General features: G+C 37.3%; 15 protein-coding genes. 7 read left to right on the forward strand and 8 right to left on the reverse strand.

The genetic code is table 11. From position 1 onward, the window contains the following. Positions 1–51: 51 nt before the first annotated feature. The 3 genes from BP549_RS05955 to BP549_RS05965 all read right to left on the reverse strand — a co-directional run bounded on the left by BP549_RS05955 (position 52) and on the right by BP549_RS05965 (position 2752). Positions 52–1065, reverse strand: coding sequence for a hypothetical protein (locus tag BP549_RS05955; protein ID WP_292379010.1), 1014 nt, complete (start codon positions 1063–1065; stop codon positions 52–54). A gap of 125 nt (positions 1066–1190) precedes the next feature. Continuing rightward, positions 1191–1358: a hypothetical protein gene (locus BP549_RS05960; RefSeq protein WP_292379012.1), complete on the reverse strand. Its 168-nt coding sequence runs from the start codon at positions 1356–1358 to the stop codon at positions 1191–1193. 944 nt (positions 1359–2302) lie between these two features. Further along, a complete protein-coding gene (locus tag BP549_RS05965; RefSeq protein ID WP_292379014.1) occupies positions 2303–2752 on the reverse strand; it encodes a YqaJ viral recombinase family protein in 450 nt (149 codons plus the stop codon). Positions 2753–3439: 687 nt separating this feature from the next. On the opposite strand from BP549_RS05965, the gene BP549_RS05970 reads away from it, so the two are divergent. Beyond that, positions 3440–5158, forward strand: a complete 1719-nt coding sequence (locus BP549_RS05970; protein ID WP_292379015.1) for a retron St85 family RNA-directed DNA polymerase — start codon at positions 3440–3442, stop codon at positions 5156–5158. A 193-nt stretch (positions 5159–5351) separates the two neighbouring features. Here the strand turns inward: BP549_RS05970 and BP549_RS05975 are convergent, their stop codons facing one another. Then, positions 5352–5660, reverse strand: a complete 309-nt coding sequence (locus BP549_RS05975) for a hypothetical protein (RefSeq protein WP_292379016.1) — start codon at positions 5658–5660, stop codon at positions 5352–5354. A gap of 181 nt (positions 5661–5841) precedes the next feature. Here BP549_RS05975 and rsgA point away from each other — a divergent pair, with 181 nt between their 5' ends. The 5 genes from rsgA (at position 5842) to amrS (ending at position 11997) form a co-directional block, all read left to right on the forward strand. Beyond that, complete coding sequence (gene rsgA / locus BP549_RS05980; protein WP_292379018.1) at positions 5842–6951, forward strand: ribosome small subunit-dependent GTPase A; 1110 nt, start codon at positions 5842–5844, stop codon at positions 6949–6951. 264 nt (positions 6952–7215) lie between these two features. Continuing rightward, positions 7216–8325, forward strand: coding sequence for a DUF362 domain-containing protein (locus BP549_RS05985; RefSeq protein ID WP_292379020.1), 1110 nt, complete (start codon positions 7216–7218; stop codon positions 8323–8325). A gap of 327 nt (positions 8326–8652) precedes the next feature. Continuing rightward, complete coding sequence (locus BP549_RS05990; protein ID WP_292372699.1) at positions 8653–8838, forward strand: hypothetical protein; 186 nt, start codon at positions 8653–8655, stop codon at positions 8836–8838. 354 nt (positions 8839–9192) lie between these two features. Further along, on the forward strand, positions 9193–10578 hold the full coding sequence (locus tag BP549_RS05995; protein ID WP_292379022.1) for a class I SAM-dependent methyltransferase: 1386 nt from the start codon (positions 9193–9195) through the stop codon (positions 10576–10578). 360 nt (positions 10579–10938) lie between these two features. After that, the gene (gene amrS / locus BP549_RS06000; protein ID WP_292379024.1) at positions 10939–11997 is read left to right on the forward strand and encodes an AmmeMemoRadiSam system radical SAM enzyme; all 1059 of its coding nucleotides are present in this window, start codon (positions 10939–10941) and stop codon (positions 11995–11997) included. 105 nt (positions 11998–12102) lie between these two features. Here amrS and BP549_RS06005 read toward each other — a convergent pair whose 3' ends face one another. From BP549_RS06005 to tatC (BP549_RS06020), 4 genes are all read right to left on the reverse strand, one after another. Next, the gene (locus tag BP549_RS06005) at positions 12103–12624 is read right to left on the reverse strand and encodes a Nudix hydrolase (protein ID WP_292379026.1); all 522 of its coding nucleotides are present in this window, start codon (positions 12622–12624) and stop codon (positions 12103–12105) included. A gap of 163 nt (positions 12625–12787) precedes the next feature. Continuing rightward, positions 12788–13093, reverse strand: a complete 306-nt coding sequence (locus tag BP549_RS06010) for a twin-arginine translocase TatA/TatE family subunit (protein WP_292379028.1) — start codon at positions 13091–13093, stop codon at positions 12788–12790. A gap of 269 nt (positions 13094–13362) precedes the next feature. Continuing rightward, positions 13363–13722, reverse strand: a complete 360-nt coding sequence (locus tag BP549_RS06015; protein ID WP_292379029.1) for a Sec-independent protein translocase subunit TatA/TatB — start codon at positions 13720–13722, stop codon at positions 13363–13365. Positions 13723–13852: 130 nt separating this feature from the next. Further along, on the reverse strand, positions 13853–14635 hold the full coding sequence (gene tatC, locus BP549_RS06020) for a twin-arginine translocase subunit TatC (protein ID WP_292379031.1): 783 nt from the start codon (positions 14633–14635) through the stop codon (positions 13853–13855). A 786-nt stretch (positions 14636–15421) separates the two neighbouring features. Here tatC (BP549_RS06020) and tatC (BP549_RS06025) point away from each other — a divergent pair. Further along, complete coding sequence (tatC, locus tag BP549_RS06025) at positions 15422–16207, forward strand: Sec-independent protein translocase TatC (RefSeq protein ID WP_292379033.1); 786 nt, start codon at positions 15422–15424, stop codon at positions 16205–16207. Positions 16208–16482: the final 275 nt, after the last annotated feature.

The raw sequence follows: 16482 nt of genomic DNA on the forward strand, positions 1-16482 counted from the left end.
ACATGAACCATTATAAAATCTGAAACGTTACTGTGGAAAAAGTGAATTACATTAAGTTAACTCTTTAATCATTTTGATGATTTCTTCCACATTATATATAGCTTCAATGACATCTTTATGATTAAAGTTTTTAGCATTGTTGTGAATTACATTATTTCGATTAGTATATGCCCTACTGACAGAAGCAAGAACTGTGTTGATTGATTCATCCATTTTTACTTTTCCAACATAAAATAATGAAAATTTTATCAAATCCATCAAGCTTACTGGTTTAAAAATTTTATCTAAGTCTAATATTTTATTAGAATCTTTGAGGATTGTAGGAGATTTTTTCCGTAGATAAGCTCTTAATGTAGCTTCGAGTGATATGAATAGTTCAATATATACTAAGTTAAAATGATACTCTGTAAAATGGACTTTTGCCATCTCTAAATATTTCCTTTCTATTACAATTTTGTCAGTTGAACTTTCAGAAACAATCTCTATATCGTCAAAATCTTCTGGAGAAGTTTTACACCCCAAGACCTCAGACATCTCCAATGAGACTGTGTCTGAATCACTACAAATATCTAGCAGTGTCCGGATTTCTCTAAGAAGTACATAATTACCAAGTTCAAAAGCCTCATTATTTGAGAATGTTTCCTCTTCTTCTCTCTCATCTATTCCCTCTTTCTCATAGTCTCCTTCCCCACTCTCATAGTCAATATTAATATCAAAAGGATTTGAAAAATTTGGGTTGATATCACTAAGCCATCGATATTTATCAGCACATAAGTCAAAAATATATATTTTAACTTCTGGAAAAGGAATACCTGTTATTTCAGAAATAACATTATCTAAATCATTTAGTGTAAAATGAAGCTCTTCAAATCTACTTTTTACTTCAGATACAGTTGTTTGGTAACTGCACCAATATATTTTCTCTCCATTTTCTATTTCTTCTTCTATCTCCTTGTCCTCAGGCTTAAAAATAAAATTAGTAATAGGGTCGTTTACCGGTGGTAGCTCATATTTCCAAGCAAATACTGGATATTTTCCGATGTATAATCTACTCCAGTCACCCATTTTTATCCTTCATCTACTTTTGTGATCTAATATTTTCTAAAATTAATAGTCTCACTGTTTTTTTATGATTTATGCATAAATAATGAGCAGCTACTAGCTAAAAAAAGAAACAGCAAAAGTGCTGTTTAACTTGAAAAGAAATTCTGTAAAATCTGCCCGATAACTCCAACAATAAAGGGAGTTACCAGTTCTTTGGGTATGCGTAGCTTTCCTTCAACGGAGATCTTACCTTCAACTGTGATAAAAGATAAGCTCTCTGAGAAGCCTTTATATCCCTTGAATTTCATTTTCATATTGTTTATTTCTCGTGAAGTTTGCTCAGAGAAAGGTATTCGCAATGCCACTCGCAATACCTTTTTCTGGTTCTTTCTCGTTTTTTTAACATATTACACATGATTATATTGCTGTGTTCTATTTAAAGTTTGTCTCATATTTAAAGGCATAATAATCTTTTATTTTCCAAAAGAAGGCATTTTACATCTTTTGCATCTTTTGCATCTTTTGCATCTTTTACTACTGGCAACACCTTCTCTGGGTTTTTATTGTTTTTTGCAAATTAACTAATGACTTAATTATATTTATATGTTGCCTACCGTTACTGTTTACAACGTCATTTTATATAAGGATAACTGGTAATTTCTATTTATGATGCAGTTTATATATAATAAAGGGCTATAAAATTAAACATTCATTTAATCAAGTATATACAGAATAATAATTATCGAGAAGACAAGTAGCTAATTCAGGTTTTATCCAGCATGGCTTATGAAAATTGTTTGTTCACTCAATCATTTCACTCAGATAGGAATAAATAGGCCCTGATTGAAAAAGTGGCCAGAATTGCAAAATTTCACAGAAAAACAGGAACATAAGGGCTTTAGGTTGCTTCGGGCTGCTAAACCCTTATATCCATCATTGAGATACTACTCGCCAGCCCAAACCATTGGTTCTCAAACAAACCGATAAAACCATCAGTGGATCCAATAGAAGACTCGGTAAAATTTCAAGATTTGAATAATAATTGAGATAGTATTTTACTTTAAAACCCCATCTATCCAAATGAAATCCCTCTTTAGATCGTGATAATATTTCCTAAGTATATCTATGTGAATTTGTGAATTTTTAGCTTCTTCGAGGGGTACGCAAAATAATTCTATTGGAGAATCTGGATTTCCCCCTAAACCCAAAACTACATAAAACGGGATTTTCCTATCGCGAGAATAAGAAAAGTATCTGTCTATTGGTCTGGATACGACCAATTAAAAAATCCATTTATCAGACGAGATCGATATTTGCATTCAACACAAAAAGTTTCATTTGTCGTTCTATCTCTGACCACCAAGTCTGGATTGCAATCTGACTCTACGTAACGATTGTGCTTTCTACACATATCCGTAGTCCACTCTACTATAGAAAAAAGTTTGTCATCAAATTTATCAACAACGTATCTTTCAAATTTATTTCCTTTTTCTACATTCTCAGATTCGACATCAAGCTCATTTTGATAAGCATCTGGTGATAGCTGCTCTTCTGAATGATAACAATTTTCGGCATTTTTCTCTGAATCAGTAGATCCAATATTCGTAAATCTATGATTATACCTTATATAACAAATGATTAAAGATATCAAAGCAAGTGCTATGAATACATAATAATATGTAACAATTATCTGCATAATTTCTTTCAAAATCTTTAAAATAAAGTATAAGCATATAAGTACGATTACAAGCTTATCTCTATTCGAGATTCCTTTTTTATAAGATCTGTAAGATCTCTGGTTATAGTATCTGTAATTTTGTTTACGTGTCACCATCGATAGCTCCTAAAATTCTAGCATAGGGCCATAGATACATTAGCTAAAAAAATATAAAAAGTTAATCTAGATTTGAAAATAAAATCATTTTTGAAAAACCACAAAGGAAAGCCAAGCAATGGACTCAAGGAAAGTAACATTGAGAATTGTCACTTTTCCCCCTTTCGCACAAGCCAGATAGGTGAGCGGGCAGAATGCAGAATAAAACGAAGGAAAAAAGTTAATTTTACTTATCCTCATACATCACTTTATATACTCTTATTGGATTAATTAAACAAATTTATTTCCATATATTTTAAAGAATTGTTTCATATCATATACTATATATAATGAATTGATCTTTTGTAATTAAGTTGCTCTCAGCTTTGGAATTCTCTCTCGCCGGGGAGATATGTGTGGTGTTACATCATGCAAATGACATACTATGGCAAAGGTGAACCTCGTCATCAAAACTAGGAACGAGATCCGCTTCGCTAGAATCTCGTTTCATTAAAGCGCCCAGCGCTTTAGTGAGGGCAACTACATGAGGTTTATTGAATCCTAAATATATTGGTGGGATAATTGGCAAATAGATTAACAAAAAATGAAAGAATGAAAGTTTTATTCGATAATTATTTTGAAGAAGGAATTATTTCCCCACTAAGAGAGATAGAATATAATGACAATTTTAAATCTTTCAAAAAATTGAAGTCTCAGAAATTACCTTATATATATGATGCCAATCATTTTTGTCTCTTATCGAACTCTTCATCAAAACAAGTCAATTATCTTCTGTTAAAAAAAGAGAAAGCTTACGTTACGTTTAACTTACCTAAAAAAGTTGGAGGCTTTAGGGAAATAAACGCTCCATCAAAAAGCATGAAGCACGTTCAAAGATGGATATTGGATCACATTTTATACAAAATTAGCGTTGGAGATTATGTTCATGGCTTTGTTCCAAAAAGATCAATTTTGACAAATGCTTCAATTCATGTAAGTCAAAATTTAGTTTTAGGAATTGATATAAAGGATTTTTTTCCAAGTATAGATTTCAATTCGGTTTTTAGAATTTTTAAATCTGTTGGATATACTCAAAAAGTTGCTCATTTTCTCGCGGCTTTATGTACATACAAAGGTAAGTTACCTCAAGGAGCACCAACTAGTCCAATGTTAGCTAACTTAGCTATTACAAGTCTTGATACTATAATCGACAAGTATTGTCGGAGAAGAAATTTTAAATATTCAAGATATGCAGATGATATTACGATTTCGGGGTCTCATAATCTTCCAATGCACAAACAAAAAATAATAGAAATTATCGAAGGGAATGGGTTTACTGTCAACGAGGAAAAAACTAGATTACATTCAAGAGGCTCTAGGCAAAAAGTAACCGGGTTGGTTGTTAATGATAAAGTAAGTATTGGTAGGAGTCGGAAAAAGACTCTAAGAGCAATTGTACATAATATCTTAAAAAATGGATATGAAATAGAGAATCGAGAAAAAGATCCTTTTTTTAAGGAGAAAATTTTTGGTGAACTAGCATTTGCTAGAATGGTGGAACCTGACTTTGCTAATCCTCTTATAGAGAAGCTTAAATGTGCTAACTGGGCAAGTTACGATGAACAGACAATCGATTCAAGAGAAAGTGAACTTTTCATGAGATCACTTGAGAAAAAAAGTTATCATAAACCTGTTGATGCGACTCAAATTATTGAATCTGAGAGCGATTTTTTAAAGGCTATTTCTTCTACTATTGCAGAATTGAAGCACTATATAGAAGATCGAAGGTGGATTGAACCATTTTGGGATGATGCTCGTGTAATTGAGATAAATGGTGAAAAGCATAAGATACCAGCAAGCCCTAAAAAAGAAACAAAAATTCAACCTACATTACATGTTTTTTTTAACCGAAATTTGCTTCCTTTAGGCGTACAAGTTTTAAGGGAAACAGACGAAGGAGTTGGAAAGCTTGACTTTAAATTCCTAGTTACGCTAAAAGGAAATATTCCATTAAATGTTTGTGCTGAGTTTAAATTAGCTCATAATGAAGAATTGGAACATGGTCTAACTAAACAATTGCCTTTATACTTGAAAGCAAGCCCTTCTAAGTCGGGAATATTTTTGGTTATGTGGTTCAAAGATGATAAAGGGAAGTACTTTAGCAAGCCAATTAGTCAAAATAAATCACAGATGCTTAATATGATAGAAGAAGCGATAAAAGAAATCAATAACAAAGAAAAATTTAAGATAGAATCAATTTTAATTGATGCATCTAAAAAACCTTCTGCTTCTAATAACTAATAATTTTTAGTTTTTTTAAGAATATTAACTGGCTTCCCCAGTTTATACAGAAAATAACTAAATGAAAGTGAAATCTGCTGTTTTGTTGAAGTTATCAGAATAAATTGGAATAAGCAAGAGGTCTTTTAAGAAGTTTTCAATATTTATCTTATTTACTTGGCATGAAAGTATGTTATTATTTATTTTTCACGTACTATTTCTTCTCTTTTTTCCCATATAAAGCTCCAAAAGCCATTCCAAGAGCAGGTCCGAGAGCAATCCCCAGGGTTAGATTGTCCATCATAAGGCCAAGTATCAAACCGAATGACATGCCAAGGGAAAGTCCAATCGCCATTGCGTCTTCTTTTTCATTTTTGCTCTCATTTTCTTCCTCTTTAGCACAGCTTTTAATGCATTTATTAGCCTTATCGAGCCTTTTCCCTAGACGTGAGAATATAAGTAAAACGGCTATAACAATGACAATAAAAATTACAATTATTCGTAGAGATGCAGAATCGATCATTATTTTGAATTTGCCACTTTACTATAAAAAGAGTGTGAAAAGAGAAAAGAGTTTAAAATGAAGTCAGTTCTCCAACAGGGAACTTTTTCAGCCGGAATAAGAAGGAATTTTCAGGCACAATTGAATTATTACAGGACAAAATATCAAAATATTTATCCATTTAACCAGATACTTTCATCTTATGAACAATCATAGCGAAACAGAAAGTTCAGGTTATAATTCAGTCCATGTTGACGCCGATAAAATTCCAGGATGGAATAAAGAACTTGAACTGGCTTTTTCTGCCTACAAAGGCCCTTACATTCCCGGAAGAGTTGCATCAAGGCATAAAACGGTCTGCGAGGTCCTTGTCTCTGGAGCTGTCGTACAGGCTGGAATCTCAGGTGCGCTTCTGAAAATTGGGAAGCAGCCGGTTGTAGGAGATTTTGTCGTTTTGCTTGACCAGCCTGAACTGGGCTCACGCATGGTTGTGAATATTCTGCCCAGGAGGACCTGCCTTTCAAGAGGGTCAGCAGGAGATGGGGGCGGGGAGCAGGTAATTGCTGCAAACCTTGATACCATTTTTATCGTGACTTCAGTTGGTAAGGATCTCAACCTTCGAAGGCTTGAGAGGTATCTTGCCATTGTGTATTCTTCAGGTGCAAACCCTGTGATTTTACTTAACAAAATAGACCTTGAAGATAACCCAACCCGACTGGTAGAAAAAGTCCGGTCTATTGCAGGTGACGTGCCGGTTATTCCGTTAAGCGCCCTTTCAAAAGCCGGGCTTGATGAACTTAGCCCTTACCTCAACCCGGGGGAAACAGTTGCATTAATAGGTTCGTCCGGTGTCGGAAAATCCACGCTTATCAATGCTTTTCTTGGCGAAACCGTCCAGAAAACCGGAGATATCCGGAAAGACGATGAAAAAGGAAGGCATACAACCACAGTCCGCCAGCTCTTCCTGCTTCCGAATGGAGCGGTTCTTATAGACAATCCCGGGGTCAGGGAAATCCAGCTTGGGGATTCTGCAGACGGGCTTGAGAAAGCTTTTTCCGAGATCGTTGATGCAGCCCGCAATTGCAAGTTTAAAGACTGTACTCACCGGGACGAGCCGGGCTGTGCTGTACTGAAGGCGGTTGAAGACGGGATTATTCCTGAGGAACTGCTTGCCAGCTACCACAGATTAACTGAAGAACTCGTATTTCAGTCAAAGAAAGTGGAGATCGGGCTAAAGCGGCTTGAAAAAGAAAAATGCAGGAAAATAGCGTTGGATATTAAAAAATACAAGAAATCTACGGGGAAGCTGTAAGATGAAGCGTATTTCTAGGCAGGATCCATCAGGAGTTTATTAATCTCTTAATTTGTCAGTCGATTAGCATTGTATTGTGTTTATTGTGTTTATAGTTTTTATTTTACTGCCTCGGCATGCTGTGTGATTTAATCGACTGAAGCTAATCGACTGAATCATCATTTTTTGTTCTCTCTAAATAGCGCAATGCCTAAAAATAAACAACACTTTTTTAACTGCATAGGTTTCGTGAAAAGCACGAATCCAGATTTAGGAGGCACTTATATGGCAAGTAATGTTTATTTTGCAGACCTAAGGGCGAAAAATCCTCAGGAGAACACTATCAGCAAGATTCAGAGACTTTTTGACGAAGCAGGTTTTGCTGAACTTCTTGGAGAAGGTGATCTGACTGCAATTAAGATCCATTTCGGAGAGTATGGAAACGACGGATATATAAATCCGGTCTTTGTGCGGCAGGTTGTGGAAAAGATCCGGGCAGCCGGAGCAAAACCGTTTATTACGGACACAAATACGCTTTACTCAGGCAGCCGGCATAATGCAGTTGACCACCTGACTACAGCGATTGAACACGGTTTTGATTATTCTGTTGTCAGGGCCCCGCTTATCATATCGGACGGTTTGAAGAGCCAGAGTGCTGCAGATGTAGAGATCGGGAAGAAGCATTTCAAATCCGTAAAAATAGGGTCGGATATTGCTGCTGCCGATTCTATGATTGTGATGTCCCATTTCAAGGGGCATATAGTAGCCGGTTTTGGAGGGGCTATCAAGAACCTCGCTATGGGCTGTGCCCCAGCAGCCGGCAAGAAGGATCAGCACTTCAGAACAAGTCCGCATGTTATTCAGGATAAGTGCATAGGCTGCCAGAAGTGTGTTAAAATCTGTCCTGTGGGAGCTTCGTCTCTTCTGGGAGAGGTTTCAATGATTGAACCCACTATCTGTATAAGCTGTGGGCAGTGCATGGAAGTTTGTCCTGCAGGAGCTATAACTATAGATTGGGAACACGATATTCCGGAGTTTCTGGAGAGTCTTACAGAGTATGCTTACGGGGCAGTAAAAGGAAAGGAAGAGAAAGTAGGTTATATAAATTTCCTGCTTAAAGTTACACCTGACTGTGATTGTGTGCCCTGGAGTGATGCTCCTATCGTGCCGGATATAGGGATTCTAGCTTCAAAAGACCCTGTTGCCCTTGATCAGGCAAGCTATGACCTCGTAAATAGGCAGAAAGGGCTTGTTAACTCCTCTCTGGAATGCAATCACGAAGCTGGAGCCGATAAGTTCAAAGGGACATGGCCAATGATTGATGGAACTCACCAGCTCAAGTACGGAGAAGAAATAGGGATGGGGCGTCGTGAGTATAAATTGGTTGAGATTTGAGCTAATGATTTGAGTTAATATAAACACAGATTGAAGTCTGAGTTTTTAAAGACCGGTTGAAATTCGACTCATTTAAAGAATTAATTCTTTGAAAAATCAATTCTCAATAATTTTTTCTTTTTACTTATTCCGTTAAGTTGAAAGCCCTGAGTATAGGCTCAGTTATAAAGATTAAATAAGTCAATTTTCAGGTCAATTTTTAATCGATTTACAACTCAATTTTAGTTGATATAATCGCAAATCTATTTTTTAAAAAGATAAATATAGCAGATGCCACCACTTAGTATATGAATTAATCTTACCCAACTTTACTGGAGATGAATTAGAGTGACCATCTGGGAATATGATGTTAAAGAGATAAGGTTCAGTGAGTGGTCAAAGGCAAAAGAAGATCTTAACAGCCTCGGGACTGAAGGCTGGGAGCTCATCAAATTTGCGGATGATATCGACGAAAACGGTATGATAGCAGCTGTTTTTAAAAGGTCGGTCGATTACGTTGATGCATCTCTATAATGTTCTTTTTTAAATTTATCGTTTTTATCCTATTTTTTTCTGTGTAAACTGCCATTTTAAGTGTTGGGCCTATAAGTTGTTTAGGTTTTCTTAATTTTTTAATTTTTATCTTAACCTGAGTTAAAAATTTATGATCTTTTCCTGTGAATAATGCTTCTTTTTCCTTGAGCAGTATAGATTTTCCATAGGTAACACCTTTTATTAACAATGCTTACTTATTTTGTTATAAGACAAAGTTTTAATCATATTAAATATTACTATATCTTAAAAAATTAATATCCAGATGGATAATTAATATCTAGATGGATAAAATTCAGAGTGACATGTGGAAAAGTAAGAATCAGGAGCCAGGGAATGGAAAATCAAATTGGAAATAAAGTAGAACCCGACAAGGAAGATTGTACACAAAATAAAGAGAGAAATCTGGAACTCAACAAACAAAATAAAGAGAGAAATTTGGAATTCAACAAGCAAAATAAAGAGACATATGGGGTAGAAAGCCAACTGAGTGCCGGAATAAAAGTAAAATATGGAAATGGAACTGAAAAAGTCGCTGAATTGATGCAAAAGCCTGATATAGATTCCGACCGCTTTTTCAAGCTTATCGATTCTTCTATTCAGGGTTTAAAAGAGTACAGGCTGATTATTTCGGCTCTTGAGCTCGGAATATTTGAAGCGCTCAAAACTCCGTTATCCTCAAGAGACCTGGCTGAAAAGCTTGGCTGTGATCCTCTGCTCATGCCTCACTTCTGTGAAGCTCTTTATAATCTTGGCCTGCTCGATCGGTTTGAAGAAGGGGCATTTGAGGAAGAGGGGAATGTACTGAGTAAGGAAAAAGCTGAGAAAAGAGACCTCGATTCCGAAGGCAGATGTGGATATAAATCGGAAGACGAATCTGAAGAAAAATCTGAAGAAAAATCTGAATCCCAAATCCAGAGCGGCGGAGCAAGAAACGGTACTGCCGTATACCTTGTTTCGGAGCTAAGTGCTGCTTATCTTCTGGAAAGCTCTCCGTTTTCGCAGCAGCACTACCTTGCCGGAAGGTTAAAGAATGTCGAACTCTGGAATCGTCTCCCTCAAATAATGAAAACTGGACCTGAGATTTTCGAGAAAGGAACTTATTTCCAAGAGGTTGTCCATTCAATGGCTGAAAACGCACGCTGTGGAATGCTTCAGGAAACCGTAAAAATCGTTACGGAGCATGTTGAATTCGAGAAGGTCAAAAAGCTGCTTGACCTTGGAGGAGGGCATGGACTTTATGCTATTGCTTTTGCAAAACTGAATGAAAAACTTCGAGCCTTTGTGTTTGACCTGCCTCCTGTCACGGAAAAAACAAAAGAGTTTATTGAAGAGTACGGAGCGTCAAATGTGGGCATAATTCCAGGAGACTTTTTTAAGGAAGAAATTGGGGATGAGTATGATCTTATCTTTTCTTCCTTTAACCCCGGAGGGAAAGTTCCTTCCCTTATCCCCAAGCTTGCCGAAGCCTTAAATCCGGGAGGAATTTTCGTAACCAGGCAGATGCCTGACGAGAAAATGGAATCCAGCTCGCTTCTCAGCCTTGACTGGAACCTCTGGACTTTTGAAGGGGTGAAAAAAGGAGGATCAGGTTACAGTTTCGAAAACAGTATTCCTTTCACCGAATATATAGGAATGATTGGCAATTACGGGCTTGAAGTCTTCCATCAACTTGATATGAAGGACGGATCAAGAATTGTATTTGCGCGGAAAGCAATCTGAAATTGTGTTTGCGTGGAAAGCAATTTGAACTTTGCAGGAAAAAATTATAGTCCCTAATGTAAGATTTGCATTTACTTTATAACGAAGACACGGAAAGCGCAAAAGAATTGACTCCCTATTTACTTTATTCTATATTTTCCTTGCTTTCCGTGGTTAACCTTTCACTTAACATTGGTGAAGAAATTCTGGTTTTTAGCTATGAATTGTTTAGAGTTATTGTTTTCTCTAACGAAATTTAGAGCGGGAGTGCGAACATACACGCTGCTTGCAGCGGAGTGTGCCAGCACAACTTTAATTTCTTCCTGCGGAGCTGGAAAAATCTGAAACAGCAATGTTATTATGCTGTAAAACAATTTCTAAATGGGGATTGCTGTGATAAAAGAAGCCATGTTCTACGAGAAAATCGGAGACAATAAAGTACATTGCGAACTCTGCGCCCAGAGTTGCAAAATTTCCCCAGGAAAAAGGGGCTTTTGCGGGGTCAGAGAAAACAGGGACGGAGAGTTATACACTCTTATTTACGGGACGGTTTCAAGCGAAGCAGTTGACCCTATCGAAAAAAAACCGCTTTATCACTTTTATCCGGGATCTTACGCTTATTCAGTCGGGTCAATAGGATGCAATTTCCGCTGCAAACACTGCCAGAACTGGTCGATTTCCCAAGCTTGCCTGGAGGACGCTTACACAACGGATATTCCGCCTGAAGAGCTTATTCAAAGGGCCCTCCTCTCACGTTCAAGCTCAATTGCATGGACTTATAATGAGCCCACTATCTGGCACGAATACACGTACGATTGTGCAAAACTGGCAAAAGCCTCAGGGCTTGCAACAGTCTATGTGACGAACGGGTATATGACTCCTGATGCCCTGAGGCACATAGCACCCTATCTGGATGCCGCAAACATTGATATCAAGGCTTTCACTGAAAAATTCTATCATGATGTCGCCAGCGCAAAACTGGCTCCTGTGCTCGAGGCTTCTGCTCTTGCAAAACAGCTCGGGATCCATGTAGAGATTACAAATCTTATTATCCCCGGAGTAAATGATTCTCTTGATGAGCTCAGGGAACTTTCAAAATGGGCATATAAAAATCTGGGGCCTGAGACTCCCCTGCATTTTACCCGTTTCCATCCCCAATATAAAATGCAGAACCTCTCCCCAACACCTGTGAAAACCATGCAGGAAGCCTGTAAAATCGCAACCGAAGAAGGGATGAAATATGTTTACATGGGCAACGTCCCTGGCAGTGAGCACAATAATACTTTTTGCCCGAACTGCGGAAAAATGCTGATCAAAAGAGGCTTTTTCGAAATTGAAAATTACGATATTACCCCAGAGAAAACCTGTCCTAAATGTGGGGAACATATTCCCATCGTAGGTGAATATGTCGGCACAAAACAGATACCGCACGAATACTAATATTAAATGCATATAAAAACTAAAATAGAAAGAAGAGAGAAATTTTAGGGCAAGCCTCCGAATGACTAAAAAGATAGTCTCTACAAGGAGGTCTGTCATTATATTTCAGAAAAAATATTTCCCGTACCCTTCCTGAAATATTTTTTGAATTCCTTCTCGCAGGGAAGGAGTATATTTCTCGGGTTCAGCTTTGATGGTTCCATGCAGTTCTTCAAGTTCAACCCATTCCACAGACATGGCTTCTTCCGGGTCAGGACGGATTAAGTTCACAGTTTTTTCCGAACACAAACCTGAAAATACCGTGTGGAAGGCTCCTTTGTTTTCGAATATGCATGGGATTTTAAATAATTTCCGGAATGGAACCGAGATTCCTATTTCTTCAAGCATTTCCCGTTCCATGCAGGCTTCATAAGATTCGTCTGCTACAGTACCGCTTACCGAATAGGTATAACGGCCCGGATACCACCGTTTTTTAGGCGACCTTTTCTGAATAAGCATCTTATTTTCAGGGTTGAGCAGAATAAGGTGAGCAGCCCTGTGAATGTGCTTTCCCGAATAAAACTCTTCTCGCTCGCGCAGCCCAAGAAAGTTATCGTTTTTATCAACTTCACTTATCAGCTCTCCCACGAAAACACTCCTGTTTGTTGGATTGTCCCACTAATCGGTTCGGTTGAGTATAAAAAGAAAGAATTTAGATTAGAATAAAAATGAAAAATGACAGGCTTCAATAAGAGGCTAAACCTGAATTAAATGCCGTGAAAGAAAAGAGAAACTCACTTTTCAGGTATTCTCAGGGTTCAGAAACTTCTTTTGGCCTTTCTGTGGATTTCTGGATCTCATCCAGAAGCTGGTCGTCGGTCTTGCCTCTTATGTCAATCCCAAGATTCTGGGCGGTTTCCTGTAACTTAGTCTTTGGAGTTGCAGGCTCTTTTAAGGATTTCTCAAATTCCCTAAGGTTTTGTTCGGATTCCTTCTGAGCTTTTTTGAATTCTCCCACTGAACTTCCCATGGATCTGGCTAATTCAGGAAGTTTAGCTGCGCCAAAAAGGAGCACAACTACTGCAAAAATCATTATGAGTTCATTTGTGCCTATCATCGCTTGACCTCAAGCTTTTCGTTTTCTTAAATAAATATAATTTAACAGATAATAATGATCTGAATATTGTAAATATCTATAAAGCTAAGATTTTTTATATTATATAAAGTTTCTATTTTCATTTATTATTTTTAATATATTATATATTTAACTCTTCTAACATTATATATTTAACTCTTCTAACTTTGTCTCTTTTTCTAATTATATTTCTTCCTTTTGAGTCTTCTACGCAGATCTGTCTCCTTTTATCTCAGCTTGATCCCAGGATTTCAGCTTTTCCGGTGATCTTCCGGTTCAGAAAGAGATTTTTCGGCTCCCTGTTTATCTTCTAGGTCTGTACCGGTTTTCACTGTGTCGGTTTTCAGTTCTGTGTCGGTTTTTATTTCTTTACTGCTGCCTGGAGTGTCCTTTTGTTCTTTCTCTTTCTCTTTCTCTATGGGAGTCACTGTATTCCCGGTTTTTCTAGTGTAGGCATCGAACTGATTGAGTTCAAGCTCGGCAGCGCGCTGGGCTTTTTTAAATTCTCCCATTGCACCTCCTAAAGACCGTGCAAGCTCAGGAAGCTTCTGGGGCCCAAAGAGAAAGAGAGCAGCAACGATAATTGCTATCAATTCAGGTGTACCTATCATATTTGGTTATTATCAACAATCTAATATAAAAGTTCTTGTAAAAAGATTAATGAACGGCCTTAACCTGGAAACTTATTAGAATTCCCTGTATTTAAACAAGAAACGATTTAATTAGATCTGCAACTAGTCCTCAAAATAGCCGAACTAACAGCAGGCTGAACTCAAATAGGACTCCCAGTAAAAGCGCTACAACAATTTGTGCAATGAAAGTCGGGTCAGGGGAAAGAAATAGCGAAATTGCCATAATACCACTGTAGACCAGTATTCTCTGCTTTTTGAGTGTCTGATATTCAACAAGCCCCATTTTCACGGCAAAAACCACAAGCAGTGGAAGCTGGAATACAAGCCCGAAACCTGCCAGGATCGTGGTTACGGCTGAAAGGGTATTCTGAACTGAAAGCTGCGCTGTAGCCATATCGCCTGAGTAAAGGAGAATGTACTTGAACATCACAGGCAAGACAACAAAATAACCTATAGCGGTCCCGAAAATGAAAAGCAAGAAAGACGCCGGGATGACTTTGAGGAAAAAGCGCTTCTCATGCGGATAAAGCCCTTTGCCTGCAAACCTGTAAAGCTGGTAAAAGAGCTGCGGAATCGAGATCGCAAGGGCAAAGACCAGACAGAGCTTGAGGCGAGCAAAGGTCCATTCTAGGGGTGAGTATGCTGTCATATAAATGTCAGTACTTATAAATTCCTTCCAGACAAGTAACATTCCTTTCGCCGAAAATGGGAAAGAGATAATTATTCCCAGAAAGAGCCAAATTAAAACAATTGCCAGTCGATTCCTTAGCTCGATAAGGTGGGCCACAATTGGTTCTTCGACATCTCCCGGAACACCGGAAGTATATGAGTTCACCCCCGAAGCTTTTCCGGCAGAAGTTGCTGTTCCGTTGCCTGTGTGCTGTGAGTTCATTTTTTCCGCTCTTACATGTACTGAATAAATATATTAATATTAAAGTATGTTAAGTGTGAATCTAAAACCTTTCTGAGATGTTCCGATTTTCAAGTGTAAGATATCTTCATAATCCATTTTACAATCCTTTTCACAATATCTTTCTACTATATATTTACGTGCTGATAGCTTCAGAAATTAATATTTATGACACTGAATCAGTATATATAACCAATTAAAAATAATTAATATAACCTGATTAAGATAATTTGATTAATATAGTTATCGGAATTAATATATGTTGAATACGATAATTTGTGTAATATAATTATGATACCAGAGAACTAAATTAAGATAATTAATAACTAAATTAAGATAATTAATATAATCTGGTTGAGATAACTGAGAACTTAATTAAGACAATTGATAGCTTGATTAAGATAATTAATGTAATCTGATGAATTGTATAATCAGATTCAGATAATTAATATAATATACTCGTTATAAATAATATAATCTATTAAGGTAACCACTGTTATTAATCTATTAAAGTAATTTCTATTTCCCGATACTTGAACACCATTGATTCCGTACTTGAACTTAATGACTTCCTTCAACTGAATTTCTCCTGAATGGCTGGAAGTTTCAGGAAATCTTTGAAGGATTCCATGAAAAAAACTGGATAAACCCAAAGCGAAAAAACAAAATAGGTAAAAGGAAAGTTGATGATAAAATCACCTCTTTGAATTAATGTTCCCTTAAATGAGACATCGAACTTTCTTTTGCTTTTCCGGATAGGTACTCCATATGTCTGAAGCCATTGAAAATCTCAGTGTAATCCTACTGACCCTGCGAAATAAGTTACTTGTCATTGCTGGGGTCCTTATTACAGCGATCATTCTCTCTTTCCAGTTTACTGAACCCCTCATAGAGAGGATGAAAGAAGATCTCCTCCCCGAGGGCGCAAAACTCGTTTATGTTTCCCCTCTGGAAGTAATGATGCTGGAGCTTAAGCTCTCGGTCATAATCGGGATACTCATTACCCTGCCTCTTATTGCATTTTACATATACAGGGCAATTTCGAGGCGGTATTCAATTCAGGTTCCGATTAATATAGGAAAAGGCCAGTTTGTTGTACTGGGTATTTCTGCTGTCATCATGTTCATCCTTGGGGCTTCGTATGCCTATTTTTTCATGCTGCCTATATTCCTCAAGTATCTCTATATGGATGCAGCCAGTTCAGGGGTGACTGCGACTTATTCGATCTTCAAATTTATCTCATTCGTAGCTTCAGGCACGGCAATGTTCGGCCTGGTTTTTGAACTTCCGATAGTGCTCACCTTCCTTACCCGAAACGGATTTGTAAAATACAGGACACTTGTAACCTATCGAAAGCACCTTTATGTCCTTATTATGATTATTGCAGCTGCCATTACTCCGGGAGCTGATGTGCTCAGTCAGATAATGATTGCCGTGCCCATGGTAATATTCTTTGAGATCAGCCTGGTGATTGTCCGGATACTTGGAGTGAAGAATAGCCTTCCCAAGCCTGAGACTTCCGCATCGACATTCGGGATTACAAGAAGGAATTAAAGAAAAGTAAAAGCTTAAACGAAAATGAGAACTGGAAAATAAAAAGAGTTAAAGAGTAGAAATAAGAGCTCAAGAATGAGAGAATAAGAATTCAAGAATAGAAATAAAAGTTTAAGATTGAATACAGGCGTGTTTGGGGGTGATATGATGATAGTTGAGAAAGCAACCCAAACACGCCTCTCATCATTCTTTTCTGCACTCGCCTATCAGCTTATATTTTGTTTTGACAGCACTTAAGATTATCGAAATTAATTTTATAAAACAGTTTTTTGGCT

Origin of the sequence: Methanosarcina sp. UBA289 (assembly GCA_002496565.1) — an archaeon.
Lineage (GTDB): Archaea > Halobacteriota > Methanosarcinia > Methanosarcinales > Methanosarcinaceae > Methanosarcina.